Here is a 23929-nt window from a genome sequence, read left to right as displayed (position 1 = left end):
CGGCGGATCAGCCGTCGTCCGGCACCGGCGGCAGCACCCCGCACAGCGCCTCCAGCGCGGCCTCGTAGGCGTGCTCCGGAGGTGTGGCGTAGCCGACCACGATGCCGTCCCGGGCCGGCATGGCCGCCTCCGTCACGGCCGGGTGCCGGAACGCGGCGAGGCCGTCCAGTGCGACCCCCTGCCAGGCCGCCGCCTTCACCGTGGACCGCTCGGTGCCGGGCGGCAGGCTCAGCACCGCGTGCAGTCCGGCGGCGACGCCGGTGACCTCGATGTGCGGCGCGTGCGCGGCGAGCGCGGCCACGAGACGGTCGCGCCGGCTCCGGTACCGCTGCCGCATCCGCCGTACATGCCGGTCGTAGGCCCCCGAGGCGATCAGGTCGGCGAGGCTCAGCTGGTCCAGCACGCTCGCCCACGCCTCCCGCTCGCCCTTGGCCGCGAGCACGTCCCCGACCAGCCGCTCGGGCAGCACCATCCAGCCCAGCCGCAGCGCCGGGGACAGGCTCTTGCTGACCGAGCCGATGAGGACGACGTGCTCGGGGTCGAGTCCCTGGACGGCGCCGACGGGCTTACGGTCGTAGCGGAACTCCCCGTCGTAGTCGTCCTCCAGGACCACCGCGCCCCGCGCGCGGGCCCAGCCGGTCACGGCGGCCCGGCGCTCCGCGTGCAGCGGACCGCCGGTCGGGAACTGGTGCGCCGGGGTCAGCAGCACGGCGCGCTCGCGTGCCAGGAGGTCGACGCGGGCGCCGTCCTCGTCGAGGGGGAGCGGCACGGTCCGCACGCCCCCCGCGGCGAGCAGCTCCCGGTGGAACCCGAGCCCGTACGCCTCCACGGCCAGCGGGCCGCGCAGTACGCCGCCGGGAGCGCCACGGTCCTGCCCGAACAGCAGCCGTAGCGCGTGGGCGAACCCGGAGCAGATCACGATGCGGTCCGGCCCCGTGCGCACACCCCGCACGCGGGCCAGATACTCGGCCAGCGCCTCCCGCAGCTCGATCCGCCCGGCCGGGTCGCCGGGCCCGAAGACCTCGTTCGGCGCGCGGTGCAGGGCCCGCCGGTAGGAGGCCAGCCAGGCGGCACGGGGGAACGCCGACGCGTCCGAAGTGCCCTGCCGCAGGTCGTGCCGGGGCCGCCCGCGGGCCGGCGTCGGAGCCTTGCGGGACGGCGATGGAGCCTTGCGGGACGGGCGCTCCGTCCGCCGGGCGGGCCGCCCGTCCCGCAAGGCGACCGGGGTCCGCTCGGCCACCCGGGCCCGCTCGGCGACGCGGGTCCCCGAGCCCTGTCGGGCGGTGAGCCAGCCCTCGGCCACCAGTTCCGCGTACGCGTCCGCCACGGTGTTCCGGGCGACCCCGAGGTCCGCGGCGAGCGAACGGTACGGCGGCAGCCGGGTGCCCGGCGCGAGCCGCCCCGCCCGCACGGCCTCGCGCAGCGCCCGCGCGAGCGCGGCCCGCCGGCCGCCCGGACCGGCGTGGGCCGCCAGATCCAGATGCAGGTCGGCCCCGATCCGCTCAGCCGAATTGACCCATGATTCCGCCATGGAATTGCACCCTACAGCCGGTCGCCGACCGCCGTAGGTTGGAGCACATGACGACGAACACCAGCACGGACAACGGAACTTGGGGTGCCACGGGACCGGGGGGCGGCATGGGACCGGAGAGCGGCACGGGACCGGAGAGCGGCACGGGACCGGAGAGAGACACGGGACCGGAGAGCGGCACGGGACCGGAGAGAGGCACGGGACCGGAGAGCGGCACGGCCGTCCCGGACGTCGGCGCGGCGGTGGCGGCGGCCGACGCCGCGCGGACCCGTCTGGACTTCGCGAAGGCCGCTCCCAAGGTCTTCCGCGCGATCATCGGCCTCGACGCCGCCGCCCGGGCCGGCCTCGACCCCGCCCTCGTCGAACTCGTCCAGATCCGCGCCTCGCACCTCAACCACTGCGCCTACTGCCTGCACATGCACACGAACGACGCCCGCAAGGCCGGGGAGAGCGAGGACCGGCTGCACATGGTCGCCGTCTGGCGGGAGGCCCCGCACTTCTTCACCGAGCGGGAACAGGCCGCCCTGGCCCTCACCGAGGCGGTCACCCTGGTGTCCGGCGGCGTGCCGGACGACGTCTACGCCCGCGCGGCGGCCCACTTCGACGAGGGCGAACTGGCCCAGCTACTGGGCCTGATCATGACCATCAACACCTGGAACAGGGTGGCCCTGGCGACGGGCAAGGTCGCGGGGACGGACGAGCGCCGCCCGGCGAACCGGTAACCGGGGGCATGCCCGCACGCCTCCACCCCCCTCCACTCCGCTACACGGTCATCGGCCGGTCGTACGGCGATATCGGCGCCGGTAGACGGGACTGTCCGGTCAGGTAGTGGTCGACGGCCGCCGCCACCGCCCGTCCCTCGGCGATCGCCCACACGATGAGCGACTGCCCCCGGGCGGCGTCCCCGGCGGCGAACACGCCGGGCACGTTCGTCGCGAACCCGGCGTCCCGGGTGATCGTGCCGCGCGGCTCCATCTCCAGCCCGAGCTGGTCGACCAGCCCGTCCGCGCGGTCCGGACCGGAGAAGCCGAGGGCGAGCAGCACCAGGTCGGCGGGCAGGATCCGCTCCGTGCCGGGCACCGGCTGCCGCAGCGCGTCCACCTCGACCAGGTGGAGCCGCCGCACATGCCCGTCGTCGTCGCCGGAGAAGCGGAGCGTGGACGCGGCGAACAGCCGGGCGTCGGCGTCCGCCGCCGGAGCCGACCCCAGGTCCCGCGCCTCCTCGTGGGCGGCCGACAGCCGGTAGATCTTCGGATACGTCGGCCACGGCTCGGTGTCGTCGTCCCGCTCGGTGCCCGGCTGGGCGTAGATGTCCAGCTGCGTCACGGACGCGGCGCCCTCCCGGACGGCGGTGCCCAGGCAGTCGGCTCCCGTGTCGCCACCGCCGACGATGACGACGTGCTTCCCGGCGGCGGACATCGGAGACGACTCCAGGTCGCCCTCGCACACCCGGTTCGCCAGCGGCAGATAGGCCATCGCCTGCTCGACGCCGCGCAACTCCCGGCCCGGCACCGGAAGTTCCCGCCAGGCCGTGGCCCCCGTGGCGAGCACGACGGCGTCGTAGCGGGACCTCAGCTCGGCCGCCCCGATGTCCCGCCCGACCGCCGTCGACGTCCGGAACCGGGTCCCCTCGGCACGCATCTGCTCGATCCGCCGCTCCAGATGGTGCTTCTCCATCTTGAACTCGGGGATGCCGTACCGCATCAACCCGCCGATCCGGTCGTCCTTCTCGTACACGGCGACCGTGTGCCCCGCGCGGGTCAGCTGCTGGGCCGCGGCGAGGCCGGTGGGCCCGGACCCGATCACCGCGACCGTCCGCCCCGACAGCCGGTCCGGCGGGCGCGGCGACGTGAGGCCGTCCTGCCAGGCCCGGTCGGCGATCGCGCACTCGACGTTCTTGATGGTGACGGCGGGCTGGTTGATCGCCAGCACACACCCGGCCTCGCAGGGCGCCGGGCACAGCCGCCCGGTGAACTCGGGGAAGTTGTTCGTCGCGTGCAGCCGGTTCGCCGCGTCCTGCCAGTCCTCCCGGGCGACCAGGTCGTTCCACTCGGGGATGAGGTTGCCCAGCGGGCAGGCGTCGTGACAGAAGGGGATGCCGCAGTCCATGCAACGGTCGGCCTGCTTGCTGATGATCGGCAGCAGCGCCCCCGGGACGTACACCTCGTCCCAGTCCCGCACCCGTTCCCCGACCGGCCGGCGCGGCCAGTCCTGGCGGGGGGTGTTCAGGAAACCCTTGGGATCGGCCATGGCCGTCTTCCTCGCGCGCGTGTGTCGCGTCCGCGGATCACGTCCGCGTGTCGCGTCCGTGTGCCGTGCGTCGTCGGGCGGCACCCTTCCGGCCACGATACGTCCCGCCCGGCACGTGCGCAGGGTGGCCGACAGCGCTTTCCTCGGGCGGTGGGTCAGCTGGGCGGTGGGTCAGCTGGGCGGTGGGTCAGCTGAGCGCCAGCGCGTACGACACCGTCGCGGCGGCCGAGGCCACCGTGCGGACGTGGTTCCACCCCGACCACTCCCGCACATACGCCGGCCAGTACGCGCTCGCCTCCTGCGTGCCCGGCTCCAGCTTCTCCAGCGCCTCGTTCCTGGGCACGTTCGCCATCATCGTCACCCCGAACGAACCGAACAGATACAGCGCGCTGCCCAGCAGCAGCTCCACGGTCACCCCGTCCGGCCACAGCACGAAGGTCACCACGGCGATCACCGCGCACAGCACCGCCGACCCCAGGAACACCACCATGAACGCCGGCATCAACGCGGCCCTGTTGATCGCCCGCATCGCGGCCACGCCCTGCGCCGGGGGCAGCGCGGCGAGCGCGGGCATCACGAACGTCGAGAACGCGCAGAAGACGCCCGCCACCAGGCCGGTCCCCACCACCCCGAGCACGACGAGTACGAAGTACGGCCCGTCCAACATGTCCAACGTCAACTCCCGTGTCCCACCGGGATCCTGCCCGGCCCCTCCGACCACCACCAGCTCCCCGCCAGGAAAACCCTGTGCGAATACGGTGCCCATGGCCGAGCGACCTGATCACATACGTGAGCGTCTACCGGGGTGCGGGGGCTTCCGGTGTGGTGTGCCTGGCCAACGGGGGCGGGGGAGGGGGCGGCGCGAGGTCTCCGGTGCCGGGCGGGGCCTCCGGGGTGGCTGGGCGAGGTGCCGGTCGGGGCCTCCGGGGTGGCCGGGCGAGGTGCCGGGCCCGGCCCTCGGCGGTGTTCACGGACGGCCGACGGTGATGGGGCCGGTCTCCGGCGGTGTTCACGGCTGGCCGATGGTGATGGGGCCGGTCTCCGGCGGTGTGTTCCCCGCCGACGGTCACGGGAGGCGGCGCCGCGTGATCCCCGGTCGGTGGCGACTGGCCCATCAGGGACGGCCGGCACTGTCCGGTAAGGCCGGGGCGCCGGGTGCGCCCGAAGGGCCGGGTCCTTCGCGGCGCGGTGGACCCGGCCCTCCGGCGTTTCGAGCGTCTGAGCCTTCGGCGCCCGCCGGACCCGTACCCTCAGCGCTGGGCGGACCCGCACTCTCGGCGTCCGGGGAACCCGTGCCCTCGGCGCCCGGTGGACCCGCCCACTTGGCGCTCGGTGGCCGGGTTCCTTCGGCGTCCGCCCGCCCCGCACCCTCAGCGCCGGGTGGACCCGCCTGTTCGGCGTCCGCTGGCACCGCACCCTCGGCGCCTGCCGGCTCCGTACCCTCAACGCCCGGTGGACCCGCCTGTTCGGCGCCCGCTGGACTCGCGCCCCCGGCGTCCGCCGGGCCCCATCCCTCCGTCCGCCACCCCCGCAACACCGTCTCCACCGTCGCCGCGATCCGTCGCCGTGCCTCGTGTCGGGGCAGGCCGCTCATCAGCAGTTCGTCGTACGGGGTGTCCAGGTGCCGTACGGACGCCGCGACTGCCGAGGTGACCGCACTCCCGGACAGCGCGCGCCCCTCCACGCTGCGGCCCACCCGCCCGCTGCCCCGTACCGAGGCGTGCCCGGCGATGTCCCGCGCCCGGTCCGGCGGGCACCCCGGGAACAGCCGCCGTATCTCCGCCGCGAAGGCGTCCGCGAACCGCGCGTCCTCCCGCTCGCGCCGCCGTGCGTCCCGCGCCCGGCGCCGCCGCCGGGCCTCCGCGTCGGCGAGGCAGCGCCGCTCCGCCCGGGCGAGCCCCGCCTCCTCCACCAGGACGCCCTGCCGCTCGTACCGCCCCTTGCGCCGGTTGAACCGGACGACCACCGCCGACAACCCGCTCTCCTCCCGCGACCGGCGCGTCAACGCCGTGTCGCCGCGCGGCAGGAAAACCAGATGCCCGAGGTCGGCACAGTCCAGGCACCGCGGTGCCCCGTCCTCCAGCACGAGCATCCGCAACGGCCCCGCGTGGCACGCCGCGCAGTGCCGCCTCCGCAGCGGCTGCATGACGAGCGGACCGGTACGTGTCGCAGGGGTGGGGGTGGGGGTGGGGGTGGGGGTGGCCGAGGGTGCTGCCATGCCCCGTTCATCCCCTCCCCGCCCGCCCGGGGAACGTCCCGGCCCGCCGCGCGAGGCCTCACCGCGCGCCCTGCGGCGACGGGGGCCCCGGACTCCGAAGCCGTCCGCTGCCGCATCATGGGCCCTGTGCGACTCGAAGCGATCACCTGGGAGCGGCTCGCCGACCGGCTGGCCGAACGGCTTCTCGACCTGAAACCGGCCGACGGCGGCGCCTGGCCGCGGGTCGCCCTCGACGGTGCCCCGGCGGCCTGCCCGGGTGAGCTGGCCGAGCGGGTCGCCCAGGCCCTGCAGGTACGCGGGCGCCCCGCCCTCACCGTCGGAGTGGAGGGCTTCCTGCGGCCCGCCTCGGTCCGCCTGGAGTACGGGCACCAGGACCTGGACGCCTACTACGACGGCTGGTTCGACACCGGCGCCCTGTGGCGCGAGGTCTTCGGCCCCCTCGAACCCGGCGGCGACGGCCGTGTGCTGCCCGACCTGTGGGACCCGGTCACCGACCGGGCGACCCGCAGCGCCTACACCCTGCTCCCAGCCGGCGGTGTGCTGCTGCTCCACGGCCCCCTCCTCCTGCGGCACTGGTTCCCCTTCGATCTGACCGTCCACGTCCTCCTCTCTCCAGGCGCCCTGCGCCGCCGCACCCCCGAGGCCGACCAGTGGACCTTGCCGGCCTTCGAGCGCTACGACCGCGAGACCGACCCGGCCGGCACAGCCGACGTCCTGGTCCGCGCCGACGACCCCCGCCACCCCGCCTGGAACGGCTGACCGGGGCCTCTCCACCCACCGCCGCCCCGGAAGCGGCGCCGGGCGCTCCAGGTGCGTGGGTCCGCGGGCCCGGAGACAATTGACTCCGCCGGGACTAGCGGTGCGTCCCGCGCCGCGCCGGCCGTCCGGCAACGGGAGGTAATCCATGACCACTGCCGGAGACATCATGCACCGCGGCGCCCAGTGGATCCCGGCGCACGAGACCCTGGACCGGGCCGCCCAGATGATGCGCGACCTGGGCGTCGGAGCCCTGCCCATCAGCGACCAGAACGAGCGGCTCTGCGGCATCCTCACCGACCGCGACATCGTCGTCGGCTGTGTGGCCATGGGCCACGACCCGAGCAAGGTGACCGCCGGCGACATGGCCCAGGGGACGCCGCGCTGGATCCCGTCGGACGCCGACATCAGCGATGTCCTCCGCGAGATGACGGACCACCAGATCCGCCGGCTCCCGGTCATCGAGGACAAGCGCCTCGTCGGCATGATCAGCGAGGCCGACCTGGCCCGGAACCTGCCCGAGGGCGACATCGGCCACTGGGCCGAGAGCGTCTACGCCCGCAGCGGGGAGACGATGACGCACTGACCCTCGGCCCACGGGGTCACCTCCCGGACGCCTCCGTCCGGCCGGCCGTGCCGGACGGGGGCGTGCCGCCGCTCAGAGCCAGCCGTTGCGCCGGAACCCGCGGTACAGGACCACGCACGCCACGGATATGACGACCAACACGAGCGGGTAGCCGAACGTCCACCGCAGCTCCGGCATGTGCTCGAAGTTCATCCCGTACACCCCGCACACCATCGTCGGCACGGCGATGATCGCGGCCCACGCCGTGATCTTCCGCATGTCCTCGTTCTGGGCGACGGTGACCTGCGCCAGATGCGCCTGCAGAATCGAGTTCAGCAGCTCGTCGAAGGCGAACAGCTGCTCCTTGACCCGCAGCAGATGGTCGGCGACGTCCCGGAAGTACGCCTGTATCTCCGGGGCCACCACCCGGATCGGCACGGTCGCCAGCTCCTCCAGCGGACGGCTGAGCGGCACCACCGCCCGCTTCAGTTCCAGGAGTTCACGCTTGAGCTGGTAGATACGCCCCGGGTCGGCGCGTGCGCCGTTCTCCGCGAAGACGTCCGTCTCCACCTCGTCGATGTCCTCCTGCACCGAGTCCATGACGCTCAGATAGTCGTCCACGACATGGTCCGCGATCGCGTGCAGCACCGCGGCCGGCCCCTTGGTGAGCTGCTCGGCGTCCGACTCCAGCTCCTCGCGCAACGGCCCGAGCGAGCCGTGCCGTCCGTGCCGCACGGTGATCACGAAGTCATGCCCGGTGAACACCATGATCTCGCCCGTGCCGACCACCGCGCTGGTCGATGTGAGTTCCTCGTGCTCGATGTAGCAGACCGTCTTGAACACGGCGAACAGCGTGTCGCCGTACAGCTCCAGCTTCGGCCGCTGATGCGCCTCCACCGCGTCCTCGACCGCCAGCGGATGCAGGGCGAACAGCTCCGCGATGCCGGCGAACTCGTCGTCCGTGGGCTCGTGGAGACCCAGCCAGACGAAACCGCCGCCGCGTCCGCGCACCCGCAGCAGGGCGTCGGCCACGTCACCGCTCTCCGGGACCCGCGCACCATCCTGATAGATCACGCAGTTCACCACCGAGGAGCCCAGCGGGGATCTGGCCGGATGGCTCAGGTCGACGCGGGGCCGCCGCCGGGCCAGCCGTGCCACCTTGCGCAGACGGCCGACCTTCGACAGGCCGGTGACCTTGCGCAGATTCCCTGCCATGGACATCTGGACCCCCCTGCGTCCCTGCGTCGGATCTCCCACGTGACTCATCTCGACGGCCGCCGGGCCGTGTTCTGGCCGCGGAGTGCGTCGTGTCCGTCAGTCTGCCAGGCGGGGGTGAGACGCGGGTGAGCCTGTGGGAACAGCGCATTCCGCTTAGTTCCCGCCTGTGGACGACGCCGGCGCGGCCGTGTCCGGTGGCGGTGGGAAAGGCGGAAATCAGGGCGGCGGGCCGAGCGTCGCCCTCTTCGGACAACAGCGGCAACTGGGATGATCGGCCCATGACGCGAACCGACGGATACCTCCTCGACAACCGGCAGGCCGAGGCAGCCGAGCGCTTCGACGCCTTCGCCGCACTCTTCGACCCCACGACGTTCCGGCACCTCGAACGGCTCGGCACCGGCCCCGGCTGGCGCTGCTGGGAGGTCGGCGCCGGAGGCACCTCGGTGGTGTCCTGGCTGGCCAAGAAGGTCGGCCCCACCGGGCGGGTCGTCGCCACCGACATCGACACCTCCCGGCTCACCCCCGCCGCCCGCCCGCCGGTCGAGGTGCGTGTCCACGACGTCGCCGCCGACGAAGCGCCGGGCGAGGGTTTCGACCTGGTGCACGCCCGGCTCGTCCTCGTCCATGTGCCGGACCGTGACAAGGCGTTGAAGTCGATGATCGGCGCCCTGCGCCCCGGCGGCCGACTGCTGATCGAGGACGCCGACCCGGCCCTGCAGCCCCTGCTCTGCCCCGAGGACCACGGCCCCGAGCAGCAGCTCGCGAACCGGCTGCGCAACGGCTTCCGCGCCCTGCTGGCCGAGCGCGGCGCCGACCTCTCCTACGGCCGCCGGCTGCCCCGCCTGCTGCGCGAGGCCGGACTGCAGCGGGTGGAGGCCGACGCGTACTTCCCGCTCGCCTCGTCCGCCTGCGCCGCGCTGGAGTCCGCCACCGTCCGGCAGATCCGCGACCGGCTCGTCGCCGAAGGCATCGCCACCGACGCGGAGATCGACCGCCACCTCGCCAACGTGGCCGCCGGCAGCATGGACCTGGCCACCGCCCCGATGATCTCGGCGTGGGGCCGCAAGGCGCCGGAGGAGAACGGCGGCTGAGCCGCGCGGTCCGACCTCACCTGTCGGCCCTCACGTCGCCGAGGGCGGCCGGCCGCCCACCCGTCCCACGGCCAGCGCACCGGCCCGGCACCCCTCCCGCGCCGCCTCCTCAGGGCCGGCGCCCCCGAGCAGCGCGGCCAGGAAGGCGCCCGTGAAGGCGTCCCCCGCCCCGGTCGTGTCCCGTGCCACCGCCGGTTCGGCCGGAACACGCGCGCACACGGCCCCGTCCCGGGCCACCAGCGCCCCGTCCGCGCCCTGCTTGGCGACCACCAGCGGCACCAGCCGGCTAAGTTCGGCAGCCGCCCGCGCCGCGTCGGTCACCCCCGTGAGCAGACGGGCCTCGTCCCGGCTGGGCAGCAGGACATCCACTCCCGCCACCGCCTCCAGGAAGCGGTCGGCGCCCAGGCGCACCAGGAACCCGGCCGACGCCGGGTCCAGACTCACCCGCACACCCCGCGCGCGTGCGGAGCCCAGAGCCGCCGCCACCAGCGCCCGGCTCGGCTCCGAGAACAGCAGATACCCCGACAGATGCAGATGCCCGACCCCGTCGAGCAGGTCCTCCGACCAGTCCCGGGAGTCCAGCCGCAGGGACGCGCCACTGTCGGTGAGAAACGTCCGCTCGGCGGCGGCACCCCCGTCGACCAGGCAGATCACCGTCCCGGTCGGCGCCTTCGGGTCGACGACGAGCAGCGGCCGCACCCCGCCGGCCACCAGCTCCCGCTCGTGCCAGGCCGCCGCGTCCGCGCCGACCCGGCCCAGCAGCCGTACGTCCGCGCAGCCCCGGTACGCCGCCCAGCAGGCCACGTTGGCGCCCGCGCCGCCCGGCACGGTCCGGATGGCCGCCGCCGTGTCCGTGCCGGCGGCGAGCGGCCCGTGGTGGCGGGCGACGACGTCCGTCACCACGTCCCCGACGACCAGGAGCGCGCCCGGCGAGGACGCCGGGCCCTGTGCCGCTCCCGCGCTCACACCCCGGTCCAGGCCGTCGCGATCCGCCCCGCCAGCCGTACATTGCCGCGCACGGCGGCCAGGTTGGCGCTCAGGGAGGCGCCGTCGGTGTGCCGTACCAGGAAGTCGAGCAGGAACGGGGTGACGGCCTGGCCGGTCACGCCGCGCTCCTCGCACGCGTGCAGCGCTTCGGCCAGCACACGCGCGTGCAGGTCCGGATCGAGCTGCTCCTCCTCCGGCACCGGGTTGGCGACGATCAGCGCCGACGGGGGCCCGTCGAGGTCGTCCTGAGCGCGCATCACCTCGGCCACCTCCCTCGGTGAGCGGAGCGTCCAGTCCACCGGGTGTCCCGAGTCGGACAGGTAGAAGCCGGGGAAGCGCCCGGTGCCGTAACCGGCCACCGTCACCCCCAGGGTCTCCAGCCGCTGCAGCGTCGCCGGGACGTCCAGGATCGACTTCACCCCCGCGCACACCACCGTGATGCGGGTCCGTGCCAGCAGCCCCAGGTCGGCCGACTCGTCCTGCGTCACCGTCCACTCCCGGTGCACACCGCCCAGACCGCCCGTCGCGAACACCCGCACCCCGGCCAGCGCCGCCAACTGGGCCGTCGCCGACACCGTCGTCGCACCGCTCGCCCCGGCCGCCACCGCGAGCGGCAGATCCCGGTGCCCCAGCTTCCGGATGCCGTCCTCGTTGGCGATCCGCTCCAACTGCTCCTTGTCGAGGCCCACATGCGGCCGTCCGTCCAGCACGGCGATCGTCGCGGGCACCGCGCCCTCCCGCCGAACGACGTCCTCCAGTTCGAGCGCCACCTGGAGATTGCGCGGACGGGGCAGCCCGTGCGCGATGATCGTGGATTCCAGGGCCACCACCGGGCGACGCGCGTCGACCGCCTCCCGCACTTCCTCCGACACCACCAGCACCACGCGACTGCCTCCTGTCTGTCGGTACACCCTCATCCCTGGCGACACACGCGGCCGGTCAAACCCTTGCGGCCTGTGGGGGACGACACCAGCCTGGAGCGCATGAAGGACAACACCGCACGTCTCGACCATGTCGTCCTGTGGGTCCGCGACCCGGTGGCCGCCGCCGGCTTCTACGAGAAGACGGTCGGCATGGAGCCCGTCCGGCTCACCGAGTTCACCGAAGGGGCGGTGCCGTTCCCGTCCGTCCGCCTCAACGACGAGACGATCATCGACCTCATGCCGCTCACCATGGCCGAGCGGATGAAGATGCTGCCCGGCGCCGCGGGAAGCGCCGGCCACCCCGTCAACCACGTCTGCCTCGCCCTGCCCGGCGAAGCCTTCGACACCCTGCGCGCCCGCCTGGAGGAGGGCGGCACACCGGTGTCGGACATCTCGAACGACTCCTTCGGCGCCCGCGGGCACGCCACGCGCAGCTTCTACTTCCGCGACCCCGACGGCAACGTGTTCGAGGCCCGGCACTACGACTGACCCGATGACCGCGAAAGGGGGCCACGCGCGCGTGGCCCCCTTTCGCGGCTCCGGCGTCAGACTGGCTGCACGCCGTCCAGCGCCCCGTGCGGGTTGAGCACGTACTTGCGGCTGGCGCCCTGGTCGAACTCGGCGTAGCCGGTCGGTGCGTCCTCCAGGCCGATCACGGTGGCGTTGACCGCCTTCGCGATGTGGACCCGCTCGTGCAGGATCGCCATCATCAGGCCCCGGTGGTACTTCATGACGGGGCACTGCCCGGTCGTCAGCGTGTGGCTCTTGGCCCAGCCAAGACCGAGGCGCACCTTCAGCGTGCCGGTCTGCGCGTCCTGGTCGACGCCGCCCGGGTCGTCCGTGACGTACAGCCCGGGGATGCCGAGGGCACCGCCCGCGCGCGTGATCCCCATCAGCGAGTTGAGGACCGTGGCGGGCGCCTCCCCGGCGTCCTTGCCGTGCCCCCGGGCCTCGAAGCCGACCGCGTCGACCGCGGCGTCCACCTCGGGCTCCCCGAGGATCTGCTCGAGCTGGTCCTCGACGGTGCCCTGCGAGACGTCGACCGTCTCGCACCCGAAGCTGCGCGCCTGCGCGAGGCGTTCGGCGTTCAGGTCGCCGACGATGACGACGGCGGCACCCAGCAGTTGCGCCGCGGCGGCCGCCGCGAGCCCCACCGGGCCGGCCCCGGCGATGTACACCGTCGAACCGACCCCGGCACCCGAACTGACCACACCGTGGAAGCCGGTCGGGAAGATGTCCGACAGCATGGTCAGGTCGAGCAGCTTCTCGCGAGCCTGCTCGGGGTCGGGGAACTTCAGCGCGTTGAAGTCCGCGTAGGGGACCATCACGTACTCGGCCTGCCCGCCGACCCAGCCGCCCATGTCGACATAGCCGTAGGCGGCGCCCGGCCGGGCCGGGTTCACGTTCAGGCAGATGCCCGTCTTGCGCTCCTTGCAGTTGCGGCAGCGCCCACAGGCGATGTTGAACGGCACGGAGACGATGTCGCCCACGTCGAGGAACTCGACGTCGGGGCCCTTTTCGACGATCTCTCCGGTGATCTCGTGTCCGAGGACCAGCCCTTCCGGCGCGGTCGTCCGGCCGCGCACCATGTGCTGGTCGCTTCCGCAGATGTTCGTCGCGAGGACCTTGAGGATCACCCCGTGCCGGCACACCCGGCCGACGTTGGCCGGATGGACTCCCGGACCGTCCTTGAGCTCGAGCGTCGGATAGTCGATGGTCCTGACCTCGACAGCGCCCGGCTTCAGATACGCCACTGCCCTGTTTCCGCTCATGCGTGATCTCCGTCCCTTCGGCTCCCGTCTCTTCCGGAAGCCAGTCGGATACCAGCGGCTGCGCGCACATCCGAGTCTGCTACCGCTCAGGCCGTCCGGCCAGCCGTCGCGCGCCCACCGGCCGCAGCGGTCCATGACGGCCTGGAAAGAGCCCTGTTCGACGGCGTGGACCGCGTGTCAGTCGCCCGCGACGGCTCCCGTCCGTCCGCTCCGGGTGAACAGGGCCAGCGCCGCCAGCGGCAGCAGCAGACAGGCGGCGAAGAAGTTCAGCCAGGCGTAGCTGGCCGTGGCGACGACGAGACCCGCGGCCGCGCCGCCGATGCCCGCCGAGGCGTTCATGACCAGGTCCGACAGGCCCTGCGCGGCGGCGCGCGCGGCCTGCGGCACCGAGTCCGTGAGCAGCGCCGATCCCGAGACGAGACCCGCGGACCAGCCGAGGCCGAGCACGAACAGGCCGGCCGCCGTCTGCCCGTGCCGGCCGCCCGCCGTGCCGGCGAGGAACACCGCGCACGCCAGCAGCCCTACGGCCAGCCCGATCCCGGACAGCCGCCCCAGCCGGTCCGACAGCCGGCCCATCAGCGGGGCGAACGCGTACATGCCCGCGATGTGTCCGCTGATGACCAGCCCGATCAGCTCGATCCCGGCGCCGTGATGCTCCAGGTCGACCGGGGTCATCGACATGACCGAGACCATCGCGGTGTGTGCCACGGCGACCGCCACGACGGCCAGCCGGGCCCGCGGCGAGGCGACCACCGCGGCCACGCCCGCGCGCAGGGAACGCCCCGAGGGCGTCCCCTCCTCCGTCGGCGCCAGGGCACGCGCCGTCAGCAGGGGATCCGGACGCAGCAGTACGGCCACCACGACCGCGGACAGCAGGAAGATCCCCGCCGCCCACAGGAACGGGCCGGCCGCCGCGGGTATCCCGAGACCGGCGACGCTGCGTCCGGCGGGGGCCGCGATGTTCGGCCCGATCACCGCGCCGATGGTGGTCGCCCACACGACCAGCGAGATGGCACGCGCGCGCTGCTCGGGCTCGGCCAGGTCGGCGGCCGCGAAACGGGCCTGGAGGTTCGCCGACGAGGCCGCGCCGAACGCCGCCAGCCCGCACAGGAGCAGCGGGAAGCTCCCGGCCCGGGCCGCGAGCACGCTGACGCCGGCGCCCAGGGCGCCGATCAGATAGGCCAGGACGAGCCCCGGACGGCGCCCCCGCGCGGTCATCAGCGCGGCCAGCGGCATCGACAGCACCGCCGTGCCCGCGACCGTCGCGGTGGGCGCGAGCCCCGACAGCGACTCGGTGCCGCTGACCTCCTTGGCGAGGACAGCGGCGAGCGCGATGCCGGTGGCGACCCCGAGGCCACCCAGGATCTGCGTCGCGATCAGCACGGCCGACGTCCGGCGCCGCAGCGCCGCGAGATCCTCGGGCGTCGCCGGGACGGCCGCCCGGCGCTCCACACTCGTCATGACGCCTGCCCGGACCCGGCAGGCGTCCAGCCGGACGGCGCAAGGCGACACACCGGACCGGCCGCGTACGGGCGGGTGAAAAATGTCGTCGTCACGGGCGCAGTCTCCCCCCTCCGAAGCGCCGGCCCAACCGATTACTCCGGCCGGTCCGCCGCTCGTCCCACTCGAGCCGGTCCGTCGCTCGTCCCACTCTGCCCGGTCCGCCGCCGGTCGCCGCTCGGGGACAGAGACGGCGCGTCAGAACAGCGGCTCCGGCAGGACCCCTTCCAGCGCCAGCAGCTTCCGCTTGGTCTCCAGACCGCCCCCGAAGCCCCCGATGCCGCCGCCGCTCTCCACGACCCGGTGGCACGGCACCACGACCGGCAGCGGATTGGCGCCCATCGCCATGCCGACCGCCTGGGCCGCACCCGGCTGCCCGACCCGCCCCGCGAGATCGCCGTACCCGACGACCGCCCCGAACGGCACCGACGAGACCAGCTCGCGCAGGACCTGCCGGTTGAAGCCCGAGATCAGCGACCAGTCCAGCGGCAGGTCGAAGTCCTTGCGCGTCCCCGCGAAGTACTCCTCCAGCTGACGTATCGGCTCGGCGAGCAGGGCGGAGTCCGGGTCCTCGACCGGTTCGGCGCCCAGCCGCGCCGCCAGCCGCTCCAGCGTCTTCTCGCGTATCTCCGGCGTGGCGTGGAACACGACGCTGACCAGGCCGTCCCGTGTGGCGGCCAGCATCAGCGGACCGATGGCGGTGCCGACGACGGCCCACACCACCCGCTGCTCGTCCTGCCCGTGGCTGTCCATGTGCTCACCGTACGGGCCGCCACTGACAACACGTCCCGCAGAGCCGCTCAGCCGGTCGGCAACGCGTCCCGCACCACGTCCGGGCTGTTGGTGATGATCCCGTCGACCCCGTACCCGGCGACCTGCCGGGCGGTGTCCGCGTCGTTCACGGTCCAGGTGAACACCTCCAGCGGCCCGCCGTGCGGTCCGTCGAACTCGTGGACGGAGGACACGTAGCCAGGGGAGACCGTCGTGTACGACGGGTTGATCTGGTCCGCGAAGACCGCGTACCGCGACAGGTCCGCCACGGACGGCGTGCCGAGGAGACCGGTCTTCACCGACGGCCGCAGCTCGTGCACGGCCCGGACGCTGTCGGCGCTGAAGCTCTGCACGATCAGCCGGCCCGCCAGGTGCGAGGCGTCGAGCCAGCCCTCGTCGTCCAGCGTCTTCAGGATCTGCTGCTCGATGCCCGGGTACAGCTCCGGGTTCTTGACCTCCAGCAGCAGCTTCTGCCGGTGCGACTCCACCCGGTCCACGAACTGCCTCAGCGTCGGCACGCGCGCGCCCGCGAACTCCGGCCCGAACCAGCTGCCCGCGTCGAGCCGGGCGATCTCCGCCGCGGTGAAGTCCTTCACCTTCCACGGGGACCGGCCGGGGAAGACCTCCTCCACGTCCGTCGTGCGCTTCAGGTTGTCGTCGTGGATCACGACCAGCTCGCCGTCCTTGGTGCGCTGCACGTCGTTCTCGACCCACTCGACGCCCAGGCCGGCGGCCTTGTCGACGGAGGCCAGCGTGTTCTCGGGCGCGTAGGAGGAGGCCCCTCGGTGGGCGATGACCGTCGGCCGCTCGGCCCGGACGCCCGCGCCGGCGGCGGGAGCGGGAAACAGCAGAGCGGCCGTTCCCAGCAGTGCGGCCGTCGTGGCGGCAACAGCGCGCGCGTGCATACGTACTCCTCGTGTCGAAGATCACGGTCAGCTCAACTCTGACAGCACAGGGTCAACGACGAAGGAGTGCGGGTCGGCAACGGAACGCCCGGAGTTGCCCCGTCCGCTCACTCGTGCCGCACAACTGGGGCAGGCCCGTGTTTCTTTGCAGGAGAATCGTTCGAGCCTTGCGGTGGGGGTTACTCTCTGCCTCAACCCTGGCCCGCTCGGGCGGTCCCGGGAGGGGGCGCACGATCGAACATTCCGGGATGTAAACAGGCGGAAGGGCAGCCTCGTATGCAGGGGACGGTCGACGGTTTCAGCTACGGGATCGTCACACCGCTGGTGGCCTACCTCATGGCCTGCCTCGGTGGCGCGCTCGGGCTGCGCTGCACCACCAGGTCGATGCTCGTCGCGCGCTCCCGGCGCCCCGCGTGGCTCGCCCTCGGCTCGGTCGCCATCGGGTCCGGCATCTGGACCATGCACTTCATCGCCATGATGGGCTTCACGGTCGACGAGACGGCGATCCACTACGACAAGCCCATCACGTTCGCGAGCCTCGCCCTCGCCATCGTCATGGTGGGCATCGGCATCTTCATCGTCGGCAGCCGCGGCGCCCGCGGGACGGCCCTGTTCACCGGCGGCACCATCACCGGCCTGGGCGTCGCCTCCATGCACTACCTCGGCATGGCGGGCATGCGCCTCGACGGCAGGCTGGAGTACAACACGCTCACCGTCGCCGCCTCCGTCGTGATAGCGATGCTCGCCGCCACCGCCGCCCTCTGGGCCGCCGGACAGGTCAGGGGGGTGCTCTGGAGCGTCGGCGCCAGCCTGATCATGGGCCTCGCCGCCAGCGGCATGCACTACACCGGCATGGCCGCCCTCAGCGTCCACCTGCACCGCACCGGGCCCGCCACGACCGGCGACTCACCCGCCTCCCTGCTCGCGCCGATGCTGATCGGCCCGCTCGCCTTCCTGCTCCTCGCCGGCGCCGTCATGATCTTCGGACCGAGGACGGTCCTGGGGCAGCCCGAGGAACCCCCCGCCGAGGAGAAGCCCGGCGTACCGGCCCACGCCACCGTCCCGCGCCGGCTCCGGCACCCGGCGCACACCGCCCGCCGCACCGTCCAGCGAGCCGCCCGGACCCCGCAGAACCACTGATCGGACCACGTTGTCAGTGGCGGGTCGTACGGTTGATTGCATGCGGCCCGTTTCCAGCATCGAACGCACGGTGGCGCCCTTCGAGGTCGTCAGCCCCTACCAGCCCAACGGCGACCAGCCCGCGGCCATCGCCGAGCTCGCCCGGCGCATCCAGGCCGGGGAGAAGGACGTCGTCCTCCTCGGCGCGACCGGCACCGGCAAGTCCGCGACCACCGCGTGGATGATCGAGAAGCTCCAGCGCCCCACCCTGGTGATGGCGCCGAACAAGACGCTCGCCGCCCAGCTGGCGAACGAGTTCCGCGAACTCCTGCCGAACAACGCCGTCGAGTACTTCGTCTCGTACTACGACTACTACCAGCCCGAGGCGTACGTCCCGCAGTCGGACACCTACATCGAGAAGGACTCCTCGATCAACGAGGAGGTCGAGCGCCTGCGCCACTCCGCGACGAACTCGCTGCTCACCCGCCGCGACGTCGTCGTGGTCGCCTCGGTCTCCTGCATCTACGGCCTCGGCACTCCGCAGGAGTACGTGGACCGCATGGTTCCGCTGAGGGTCGGTGAGGAGATCGACCGGGACGAGCTGCTGCGCCGCTTCGTCGACATCCAGTACACGCGCAACGACCTCGCGTTCACCCGGGGCACCTTCCGGGTCCGCGGCGACACCATCGAGATCTTCCCGGTCTACGAGGAGCTCGCCGTACGCATCGAGATGTTCGGCGACGAGATCGAGGCGCTGTCCACGCTGCACCCGCTCACCGGCGAGATCATCAGCGACGACCAGCAGCTCTACGTGTTCCCCGCGTCCCACTACGTCGCGGGCCCGGAGCGCATGGAGCGCGCCGTCAACGACATCGAGAAGGAGCTCGGCGAGCGCCTCTCCGAGCTGGAGAAGCAGGGCAAGCTCCTCGAGGCCCAGCGGCTGCGCATGCGCACCACGTACGACCTGGAGATGCTCCGCCAGATCGGCACCTGCTCCGGCGTCGAGAACTACTCGATGCACTTCGACGGCCGCGAGCCCGGCTCCCCGCCGAACACGCTGCTGGACTACTTCCCGGACGACTTCCTGCTCGTCATCGACGAGTCGCATGTCACCGTGCCGCAGATCGGTGCCATGTACGAGGGAGACGCCTCCCGCAAGCGCACCCTCGTCGACCATGGCTTCCGCCTGCCCTCGGCCCTCGACAACCGGCCGCTGAAGTGGGAGGAGTTCCAGGAGCGCATCGGCCAGACCGTCTACCTGTCGGCCACCCCCGGCACCTACGAGCTCTCCCGCTCCGACGGCCAGGTCGAGCAGATCATCCGCCCGACCGGCCTCGTCGACCCGCAGGTCGTCGTCAAGCCCACCGAGGGCCAGATCGACGACCTGGTGCACGAGATCCGCGGCCGCGTCGAGAAGGACGAGCGCGTCCTCGTCACGACGCTCACCAAGAAGATGGCCGAGGACCTCACGGACTACTTCCTGGAGCTCGGCATCCAGGTGCGCTACCTCCACAGCGACGTCGACACGCTCCGCCGCGTCGAGCTGCTGCGCGAGCTGCGCGCCGGCGAGTTCGACGTCCTCGTCGGCATCAACCTGCTGCGCGAGGGCCTCGACCTCCCCGAGGTGTCCCTGGTGGCGATCCTCGACGCGGACAAGGAGGGCTTCCTGCGCTCCGGTACGTCCCTCATCCAGACCATCGGCCGCGCGGCGCGCAACGTCTCCGGCGAGGTCCATATGTACGCGGACAAGATCACCCCGGCGATGGAGAAGGCCATCGACGAGACCAACCGCCGCCGCGAGAAGCAGATCGCGTACAACGAGGCACACGGCATCGACCCGCAGCCGCTGCGCAAGAAGATCAACGACATCGTCGCGCAGATCGCCCGCGAGGACGTCGACACCGAGCAGCTGCTCGGCACCGGCTACCGGGCGAAGAAGGACGGCCGGGGCACCAAGGCACCCGTGCCGTCGCTCGGCGGCAAGGCCGCGCAGGCCGCGAAGCCGGCCAAGGGCAGGTCCAAGGCCAAGGAGACCGTCCCGACCGACCAGCCGGCGGCCGAACTCGCCCAGCAGATCGAGGACCTGACGGAGCGTATGCGCGCCGCCGCCGCGGACCTCCAGTTCGAGATCGCGGCCCGGCTGCGGGACGAGGTGTCCGAGATGAAGAAGGAGCTGCGTCAGATGAAGGAGGCCGGAATCGCCTGACCGGCCCATATCCCCGGCCGGTGACCCGGCCCGCGCGTACGCGCTGTGTTGCAAGACCGACACAAAGTGGGGACCGGGGTACGTCACTGTCAGTGCCCCTGCGTAGGGTTCTGGTCATCCGCGGAGCCCGCGGGCAACAGGGGACTGTTCGAGAGGGGAATCAGCACGTGACCGTCAACATGACCAAGGGTCAGGCCATCAGTCTGCAGAAGAACGACGGGGGCAGCCTGACCGCGGTGCGCATGGGTCTCGGCTGGCAGGCGGCTCCCCGGCGCGGCCTGTTCGGTTCGCGCACGCGGGAGATCGACCTCGACGCCTCCGCGGTCCTCTTCGCGGACAAGCAGCCGGTCGACGTCGTCTTCTTCCGCCACCTGGTGAGCGACGACGGCTCGGTCCGCCACACCGGCGACAACCTCGTCGGCGGTGTCGGCCAGGGCGGCGACGACGAGGCCATCCTCGTCGACCTCGCGCGGGTACCGGTCCACATCGACCAGATCGTCTTCACCGTGAACTCCTTCACGGGCCAGACGTTCCAGGAGGTGCAGAACGCGTTCTGCCGCATCGTCGACGAGACCAACGGCCAGGAGCTGGCCCGCTACACGCTCGCGGGCGGCGGCGCCTACACGGCCCAGATCATGGCGAAGGTGCACCGCGCGGGCTCGGGCTGGACGATGACCGCCCTCGGCACCCCGGCCAACGGCCGCACCTTCCAGGACCTGATGCCGGCGATCCTGCCGCACCTGTAGGCCGCCCGGCGAGCAGCACACGACACGACAAGCGACACAGGGGGACGAGGGCATGACGGCCGAGCTGGTGCGGGGGCAGAACCACCCGCTCTCCCAGTCCCGTCTGGAGATCAGGGTCTCGGCCGGCACACCGATGGTGGCAGCCGCCACGCTCGGCGACGAGCAGGGCAGGATCCACGGCGTGGAGTGGGTGGCCCATCCCGGCACCCCGACCCTGCCCGGCCTGGAGGTCTCCCGGCAGGCAGCCGCCGACCATCGTCTCGCCGTGGACCTGGACGCCATGCCGGAGGCCGTCCACCGGGTCAGTGTGCTGCTCGCCCTGCCGACCGGCGCCGGGGGACCGGCCCGCTTCGGCGCCGTCCCCGCCCCCTTCGTCGCGGTCACGGGCCTCGACGGCACCGGGATCGCCAGCTACACCGTGGCCGGTCTGGACACCGAGTCGGCCGTGATCGCCCTGGAGCTCTACCGCCGCCAGGGCGCCTGGAAGGTCCGGGCCATCGGCCAGGGCTACGCGGGCGGTCTCACCGACCTCTTCACCGACCAGGGCCTGGCCGAGGCCCGCCAACTCGCCGGCGGCATCCACGAGGCGGTGGCCCAAGGACTGGCGCGCTCCGTACCGGCACCCTCGTCCCGCCCGGACGGCGACCGCTCCCGGCAGCCGGCCGCACCGGCCCTCGGCCCGGACCAGGGCGGCCCCGCCTCCACCGCCGGCGGGTCCGGTCCGGTGCCGACGTCGCCGTACGGCACGCAGTCGCCTGGGATACCGGGCCAGCCCGCGCCGCAGTCCCCCTACCAGGGTGACGCCCAGCCGGCCGCGCCCACCTCTGGCGGCGGCATCGACTACAGCCACCCGCGCCGGCAGACCTCCGCTCCGCCGCCACCGCCGCCCACCGCGCCTCCCGCCGAGCCCGGCAGGCCGGCGCAGCCCGTCGCAGGTGACGCCACCGGCTGGTCCATGGAGGAGCGGCTCTACAACCAGGTCTGGGGCATGTTCGAGGACCTGGCCCGCACGACGGCCGCCTACCGCAGCGCGGTCGACTTCGCCGAGTCGCGTATGGAGAAGGAGCTCGACCAGGCCCTGTCGGACCCGCGCAGCAGGATCGGCGGCCAGGGCGACGCGGCCCGCGAGGCGGCACAGGCCCGGCACACCGAGCTGGTCGAGCAGGCCCAGGCGGCCCTCGACCGCGACGTGGCCCAGCTGACCGCCGAGTCCGAGGTGGTCGAGCCCGCGCTGCCGCCCGCGTTCGCGCGCTGGGACAACCCCGTCTGGCACGGCTACCGCGTCCCGATGGAGATCCCCATGGCTCTGCGCCTGGGCGACCTCTATCTGCCCGAGTGCTCCGACCTGCGCATCCCGATGCTGATCCGGCTGCCGCTGGAGCGCGGTCTGTGGATCGACAGCGGACGTGGCGCATCGCTCGACGGTTCCTTCACCGACACCCACGACATGCGCCGCCTCGCGATGGAGACGGCCGTGGCGCACGCGGCCCGGCTGCTGGCGGTCTACCCGGCGGGCGAGTTCAGCGTGCATGTGATCGACCCGGCGGGTTCGGGCGCCCAGGCCCTCGACCCGCTGGTACGGACGGGCGTGCTCGCGGGCCCGCCCGCCACGGGTGCGGCCGGAGTGGCGGACGTCCTGGCCCGTCTCACCCAGCGCGTCGACCTGGTGCAGATGGCGCTGCGCGGTGGGGCGCCCGACTCCCTCCCGCCCGGTTTCGACACCTCCCAGCAACTCCTGATCGTCAACGACTTCCCGCACGGCTTCGACGACCGGGCCGTGAACCAGCTGCGTTACCTCGCCGACGAGGGACCGGCCGTCGGCGTCCATCTGATGATGGTGGCCGACCGTGAGGACGCCTCGGCCTACGGGCCGCTGCTCGACCCGCTGTGGCGGGCGCTGCTGCGGCTGACCCCCGTGCCGGACGACCACCTGGCCGACCCCTGGGTCGGGCACGCCTGGACCTATGAGCCCTCGCTCGTGCCGCCCGGCAGCCAGGTGCTCCAGCAGGTGCTGGCAAAGGTCGCCGAGGCCCGCGCCAAGCATTGGTAAAAAGCCCTGACCTGCATACTTGGTGATCTTTTTGCCAAGCGCTTTACCTTTCCTTGGTGATTCGTTACTGTTGATCCCACGGAGGGGAGTACTCCCTGTCTGCTGCGGCGTACCCGTCAATACGGATCTGGCCAGATCCCGGGGCGTCGGCCCCTCGTGGGTGGAAGAGACCTCCGGCGCGCGACGACGCTGACATCTGCCGTTACGACTGCCGGAGGCGCAGTGGAAGTTTCAACGACCCTGTGGGTCCTGACCATCGTGGGCCTCGCCGCCCTGATCGCCGTCGACTTCTTCATCGGCCGCAAGCCGCATGACGTGTCGATCAAGGAAGCCGGGATCTGGACGGTCGTCTGGATCGCCCTGGCCGGCCTCTTCGGGCTCGGCCTGCTGCTCTTCGGCGGCGGGCAGGCCGGCGGCGAGTTCTTCGCCGGCTTCATCACCGAGAAATCGCTGAGCGTCGACAACCTCTTCGTCTTCGTCCTGATCATGGCGAAGTTCGCGGTGCCGTCGCAGTACCAGCAGCGCGTTCTGCTGGTCGGTGTGCTCATAGCCCTGGTGCTGCGGGCGATCTTCATCGCCGCCGGCGCCGCGATCCTCGCCAGCTTCGCCTGGGTGTTCTACCTCTTCGGCGCCTTCCTCATCTGGACGGCCTGGAAGCTCATCCAGGAGGCCCGCGCCGACCAGGAGGACGAGGAGTTCGAGGAGAACAAGCTCCTCCAGGCCGCCGAGCGCAGGTTCGGCGTCGCCGACCGCTACCACGGCACGAAGCTGTGGATCCGGGAGAACGGCAAGCGGGTCATGACCCCGATGCTGGTCGTGATGCTCGCGATCGGCACGACCGACGTGCTCTTCGCCCTGGACTCCATCCCGGCGATCTTCGGCCTCACGCAGGACCCGTACATCGTGTTCACCGCCAACGCCTTCGCCCTGATGGGCCTCCGGCAGCTGTACTTCCTCATCGGCGGTCTGCTGCGCAAGCTGGTCCACCTCAGCTACGGCCTGTCGATCATCCTCGGCTTCATCGGCGTGAAGCTGGTGCTGCACGCGCTGCACGAGTCGGGGGTCCACGTCCCCGAGATCAGCATCCCCGTCTCGCTCGGCGTGATCTGCTCCGTCCTGATCGTCACCACGATCACCAGCCTCCGGGCCTCCCGGAAGCAGGCGGCGGCCGAGGCCGTGGAGCAGGGCGGCGAGGGTACTCCCAAGGACCGCGTCGACGTCTGACCGCCGGCCGGCGGCAGGACGCCGAAGGACCGACACCGGGAGCGGTGCCCGGCACAGCGCCGGGCACCGCTCCCGCGCACGGCCGACCGCCCACCGG

20 protein-coding genes and 1 pseudogene are annotated in these 23929 nt (G+C 72.6%); 10 read left to right on the top strand and 11 right to left on the bottom strand.

What is annotated here, in order from left to right:
• Window positions 1–7: 7 nt before the first annotated feature.
• Window positions 8–1531, bottom strand: a complete 1524-nt coding sequence (locus tag F8R89_RS09115; RefSeq protein WP_151783491.1) for a PLP-dependent aminotransferase family protein — start codon at window positions 1529–1531, stop codon at window positions 8–10.
• Window positions 1532–1638: 107 nt separating this feature from the next.
• On the opposite strand from F8R89_RS09115, the gene F8R89_RS09110 reads away from it, so the two are divergent.
• Window positions 1639–2253, top strand: a complete 615-nt coding sequence (locus F8R89_RS09110) for a carboxymuconolactone decarboxylase family protein (protein ID WP_151783490.1) — start codon at window positions 1639–1641, stop codon at window positions 2251–2253.
• Between the two features lie 40 nt (window positions 2254–2293).
• Here the strand turns inward: F8R89_RS09110 and F8R89_RS09105 are convergent, their stop codons facing one another.
• The 3 genes and pseudogenes from F8R89_RS09105 to F8R89_RS09095 all read right to left on the bottom strand — a co-directional run.
• Window positions 2294–3781 carry a glutamate synthase subunit beta gene (locus F8R89_RS09105; protein ID WP_151783489.1) on the bottom strand — a complete coding sequence of 496 codons (1488 nt, stop codon included), beginning with the start codon at window positions 3779–3781 and terminating at the stop codon, window positions 2294–2296.
• Window positions 3782–3968: 187 nt separating this feature from the next.
• The gene (locus tag F8R89_RS09100; RefSeq protein ID WP_151788045.1) at window positions 3969–4448 is read right to left on the bottom strand and encodes a DUF1772 domain-containing protein; all 480 of its coding nucleotides are present in this window, start codon (window positions 4446–4448) and stop codon (window positions 3969–3971) included.
• A gap of 843 nt (window positions 4449–5291) precedes the next feature.
• Window positions 5292–5927 (bottom strand): annotated as a pseudogene (locus F8R89_RS09095) (DUF2293 domain-containing protein); the annotation flags it as partial.
• Window positions 5928–6125: 198 nt separating this feature from the next.
• Between F8R89_RS09095 and F8R89_RS09090 the strand changes: the two are divergent.
• Window positions 6126–6758, top strand: coding sequence for a uridine kinase (locus F8R89_RS09090; protein WP_151783488.1), 633 nt, complete (start codon window positions 6126–6128; stop codon window positions 6756–6758).
• A 145-nt stretch (window positions 6759–6903) separates the two neighbouring features.
• Entirely contained in the window at window positions 6904–7341 is a 438-nt protein-coding gene (locus F8R89_RS09085) for a CBS domain-containing protein (RefSeq protein WP_062674711.1), read from the top strand.
• A gap of 72 nt (window positions 7342–7413) precedes the next feature.
• Here the strand turns inward: F8R89_RS09085 and F8R89_RS09080 are convergent, their stop codons facing one another.
• Complete coding sequence (locus F8R89_RS09080) at window positions 7414–8541, bottom strand: magnesium and cobalt transport protein CorA (protein WP_151783487.1); 1128 nt, start codon at window positions 8539–8541, stop codon at window positions 7414–7416.
• A gap of 275 nt (window positions 8542–8816) precedes the next feature.
• Here F8R89_RS09080 and F8R89_RS09075 point away from each other — a divergent pair, with 275 nt between their 5' ends.
• Window positions 8817–9629: a methyltransferase domain-containing protein gene (locus F8R89_RS09075; protein ID WP_151783486.1), complete on the top strand. Its 813-nt coding sequence runs from the start codon at window positions 8817–8819 to the stop codon at window positions 9627–9629.
• A 30-nt stretch (window positions 9630–9659) separates the two neighbouring features.
• On the opposite strand, the gene F8R89_RS09070 is transcribed toward F8R89_RS09075, so the two are convergent.
• Both F8R89_RS09070 and F8R89_RS09065 read right to left on the bottom strand, forming a co-directional pair.
• Window positions 9660–10595 (bottom strand): carbohydrate kinase family protein, encoded by a 936-nt coding sequence (locus tag F8R89_RS09070; protein ID WP_192806076.1) that lies wholly within the window; start codon window positions 10593–10595, stop codon window positions 9660–9662.
• Window positions 10592–11500 carry a pseudouridine-5'-phosphate glycosidase gene (locus F8R89_RS09065; RefSeq protein WP_151783485.1) on the bottom strand — a complete coding sequence of 303 codons (909 nt, stop codon included), beginning with the start codon at window positions 11498–11500 and terminating at the stop codon, window positions 10592–10594. Before F8R89_RS09065 ends, F8R89_RS09070 begins: the two co-directional genes overlap by 4 nt.
• A gap of 99 nt (window positions 11501–11599) precedes the next feature.
• Here F8R89_RS09065 and F8R89_RS09060 point away from each other — a divergent pair, with 99 nt between their 5' ends.
• Complete coding sequence (locus tag F8R89_RS09060) at window positions 11600–12028, top strand: VOC family protein (RefSeq protein WP_151783484.1); 429 nt, start codon at window positions 11600–11602, stop codon at window positions 12026–12028.
• A gap of 56 nt (window positions 12029–12084) precedes the next feature.
• On the opposite strand, the gene fdhA is transcribed toward F8R89_RS09060, so the two are convergent.
• The 4 genes from fdhA to F8R89_RS09040 all read right to left on the bottom strand — a co-directional run bounded on the left by fdhA (window position 12085) and on the right by F8R89_RS09040 (window position 16487).
• A complete protein-coding gene (fdhA, locus tag F8R89_RS09055; protein ID WP_151783483.1) occupies window positions 12085–13311 on the bottom strand; it encodes a formaldehyde dehydrogenase, glutathione-independent in 1227 nt (408 codons plus the stop codon).
• A gap of 177 nt (window positions 13312–13488) precedes the next feature.
• Window positions 13489–14772, bottom strand: a complete 1284-nt coding sequence (locus F8R89_RS09050) for an MFS transporter (protein ID WP_151783482.1) — start codon at window positions 14770–14772, stop codon at window positions 13489–13491.
• A 237-nt stretch (window positions 14773–15009) separates the two neighbouring features.
• Entirely contained in the window at window positions 15010–15564 is a 555-nt protein-coding gene (locus tag F8R89_RS09045; protein ID WP_151783481.1) for a methylated-DNA--[protein]-cysteine S-methyltransferase, read from the bottom strand.
• Window positions 15565–15611: 47 nt separating this feature from the next.
• Window positions 15612–16487 carry a glycerophosphodiester phosphodiesterase gene (locus F8R89_RS09040; RefSeq protein ID WP_151783480.1) on the bottom strand — a complete coding sequence of 292 codons (876 nt, stop codon included), beginning with the start codon at window positions 16485–16487 and terminating at the stop codon, window positions 15612–15614.
• A gap of 276 nt (window positions 16488–16763) precedes the next feature.
• On the opposite strand from F8R89_RS09040, the gene F8R89_RS09035 reads away from it, so the two are divergent.
• The 5 genes from F8R89_RS09035 to F8R89_RS09015 all read left to right on the top strand — a co-directional run bounded on the left by F8R89_RS09035 (window position 16764) and on the right by F8R89_RS09015 (window position 23832).
• Complete coding sequence (locus F8R89_RS09035) at window positions 16764–17627, top strand: MHYT domain-containing protein (protein ID WP_151783479.1); 864 nt, start codon at window positions 16764–16766, stop codon at window positions 17625–17627.
• Window positions 17628–17667: 40 nt separating this feature from the next.
• Complete coding sequence (gene uvrB, locus F8R89_RS09030; protein WP_151783478.1) at window positions 17668–19812, top strand: excinuclease ABC subunit UvrB; 2145 nt, start codon at window positions 17668–17670, stop codon at window positions 19810–19812.
• A 167-nt stretch (window positions 19813–19979) separates the two neighbouring features.
• Window positions 19980–20558: a TerD family protein gene (locus F8R89_RS09025; protein ID WP_151783477.1), complete on the top strand. Its 579-nt coding sequence runs from the start codon at window positions 19980–19982 to the stop codon at window positions 20556–20558.
• Between the two features lie 52 nt (window positions 20559–20610).
• A complete protein-coding gene (locus F8R89_RS09020; protein ID WP_151783476.1) occupies window positions 20611–22608 on the top strand; it encodes a TerD family protein in 1998 nt (665 codons plus the stop codon).
• 222 nt (window positions 22609–22830) lie between these two features.
• Window positions 22831–23832 (top strand): TerC family protein, encoded by a 1002-nt coding sequence (locus F8R89_RS09015; protein ID WP_151783475.1) that lies wholly within the window; start codon window positions 22831–22833, stop codon window positions 23830–23832.
• The last annotated feature ends 97 nt before the right edge of the window (window positions 23833–23929 follow it).

This window comes from Streptomyces sp. SS1-1, from assembly GCF_008973465.1.
In the GTDB taxonomy this organism is placed as follows: domain Bacteria; phylum Actinomycetota; class Actinomycetes; order Streptomycetales; family Streptomycetaceae; genus Streptomyces.
The sequence above is the reverse complement of the archived record's forward strand: the minus strand, read 5'-3'. Positions and strand labels throughout refer to the sequence as shown.

Coding starts and splice junctions, on each gene's coding strand:
- F8R89_RS09115 (WP_151783491.1), bottom strand. CDS start 1,531: ATGGCGGAATCATGGGTCAATTCGGCTGAGCGGATCGGGGCCGACCTG.
- F8R89_RS09110 (WP_151783490.1), top strand. CDS start 1,639: ATGGGACCGGAGAGCGGCACGGGACCGGAGAGCGGCACGGGACCGGAG.
- F8R89_RS09105 (WP_151783489.1), bottom strand. CDS start 3,781: ATGGCCGATCCCAAGGGTTTCCTGAACACCCCCCGCCAGGACTGGCCG.
- F8R89_RS09100 (WP_151788045.1), bottom strand. CDS start 4,448: ATGTTGGACGGGCCGTACTTCGTACTCGTCGTGCTCGGGGTGGTGGGG.
- F8R89_RS09085 (WP_062674711.1), top strand. CDS start 6,904: ATGACCACTGCCGGAGACATCATGCACCGCGGCGCCCAGTGGATCCCG.
- F8R89_RS09080 (WP_151783487.1), bottom strand. CDS start 8,541: ATGTCCATGGCAGGGAATCTGCGCAAGGTCACCGGCCTGTCGAAGGTC.
- F8R89_RS09075 (WP_151783486.1), top strand. CDS start 8,817: ATGACGCGAACCGACGGATACCTCCTCGACAACCGGCAGGCCGAGGCA.
- F8R89_RS09060 (WP_151783484.1), top strand. CDS start 11,600: ATGAAGGACAACACCGCACGTCTCGACCATGTCGTCCTGTGGGTCCGC.
- fdhA (WP_151783483.1), bottom strand. CDS start 13,311: ATGAGCGGAAACAGGGCAGTGGCGTATCTGAAGCCGGGCGCTGTCGAG.
- F8R89_RS09050 (WP_151783482.1), bottom strand. CDS start 14,772: ATGACGAGTGTGGAGCGCCGGGCGGCCGTCCCGGCGACGCCCGAGGAT.
- F8R89_RS09045 (WP_151783481.1), bottom strand. CDS start 15,564: ATGGACAGCCACGGGCAGGACGAGCAGCGGGTGGTGTGGGCCGTCGTC.
- F8R89_RS09040 (WP_151783480.1), bottom strand. CDS start 16,487: ATGCACGCGCGCGCTGTTGCCGCCACGACGGCCGCACTGCTGGGAACG.
- F8R89_RS09035 (WP_151783479.1), top strand. CDS start 16,764: ATGCAGGGGACGGTCGACGGTTTCAGCTACGGGATCGTCACACCGCTG.
- uvrB (WP_151783478.1), top strand. CDS start 17,668: ATGCGGCCCGTTTCCAGCATCGAACGCACGGTGGCGCCCTTCGAGGTC.
- F8R89_RS09020 (WP_151783476.1), top strand. CDS start 20,611: ATGACGGCCGAGCTGGTGCGGGGGCAGAACCACCCGCTCTCCCAGTCC.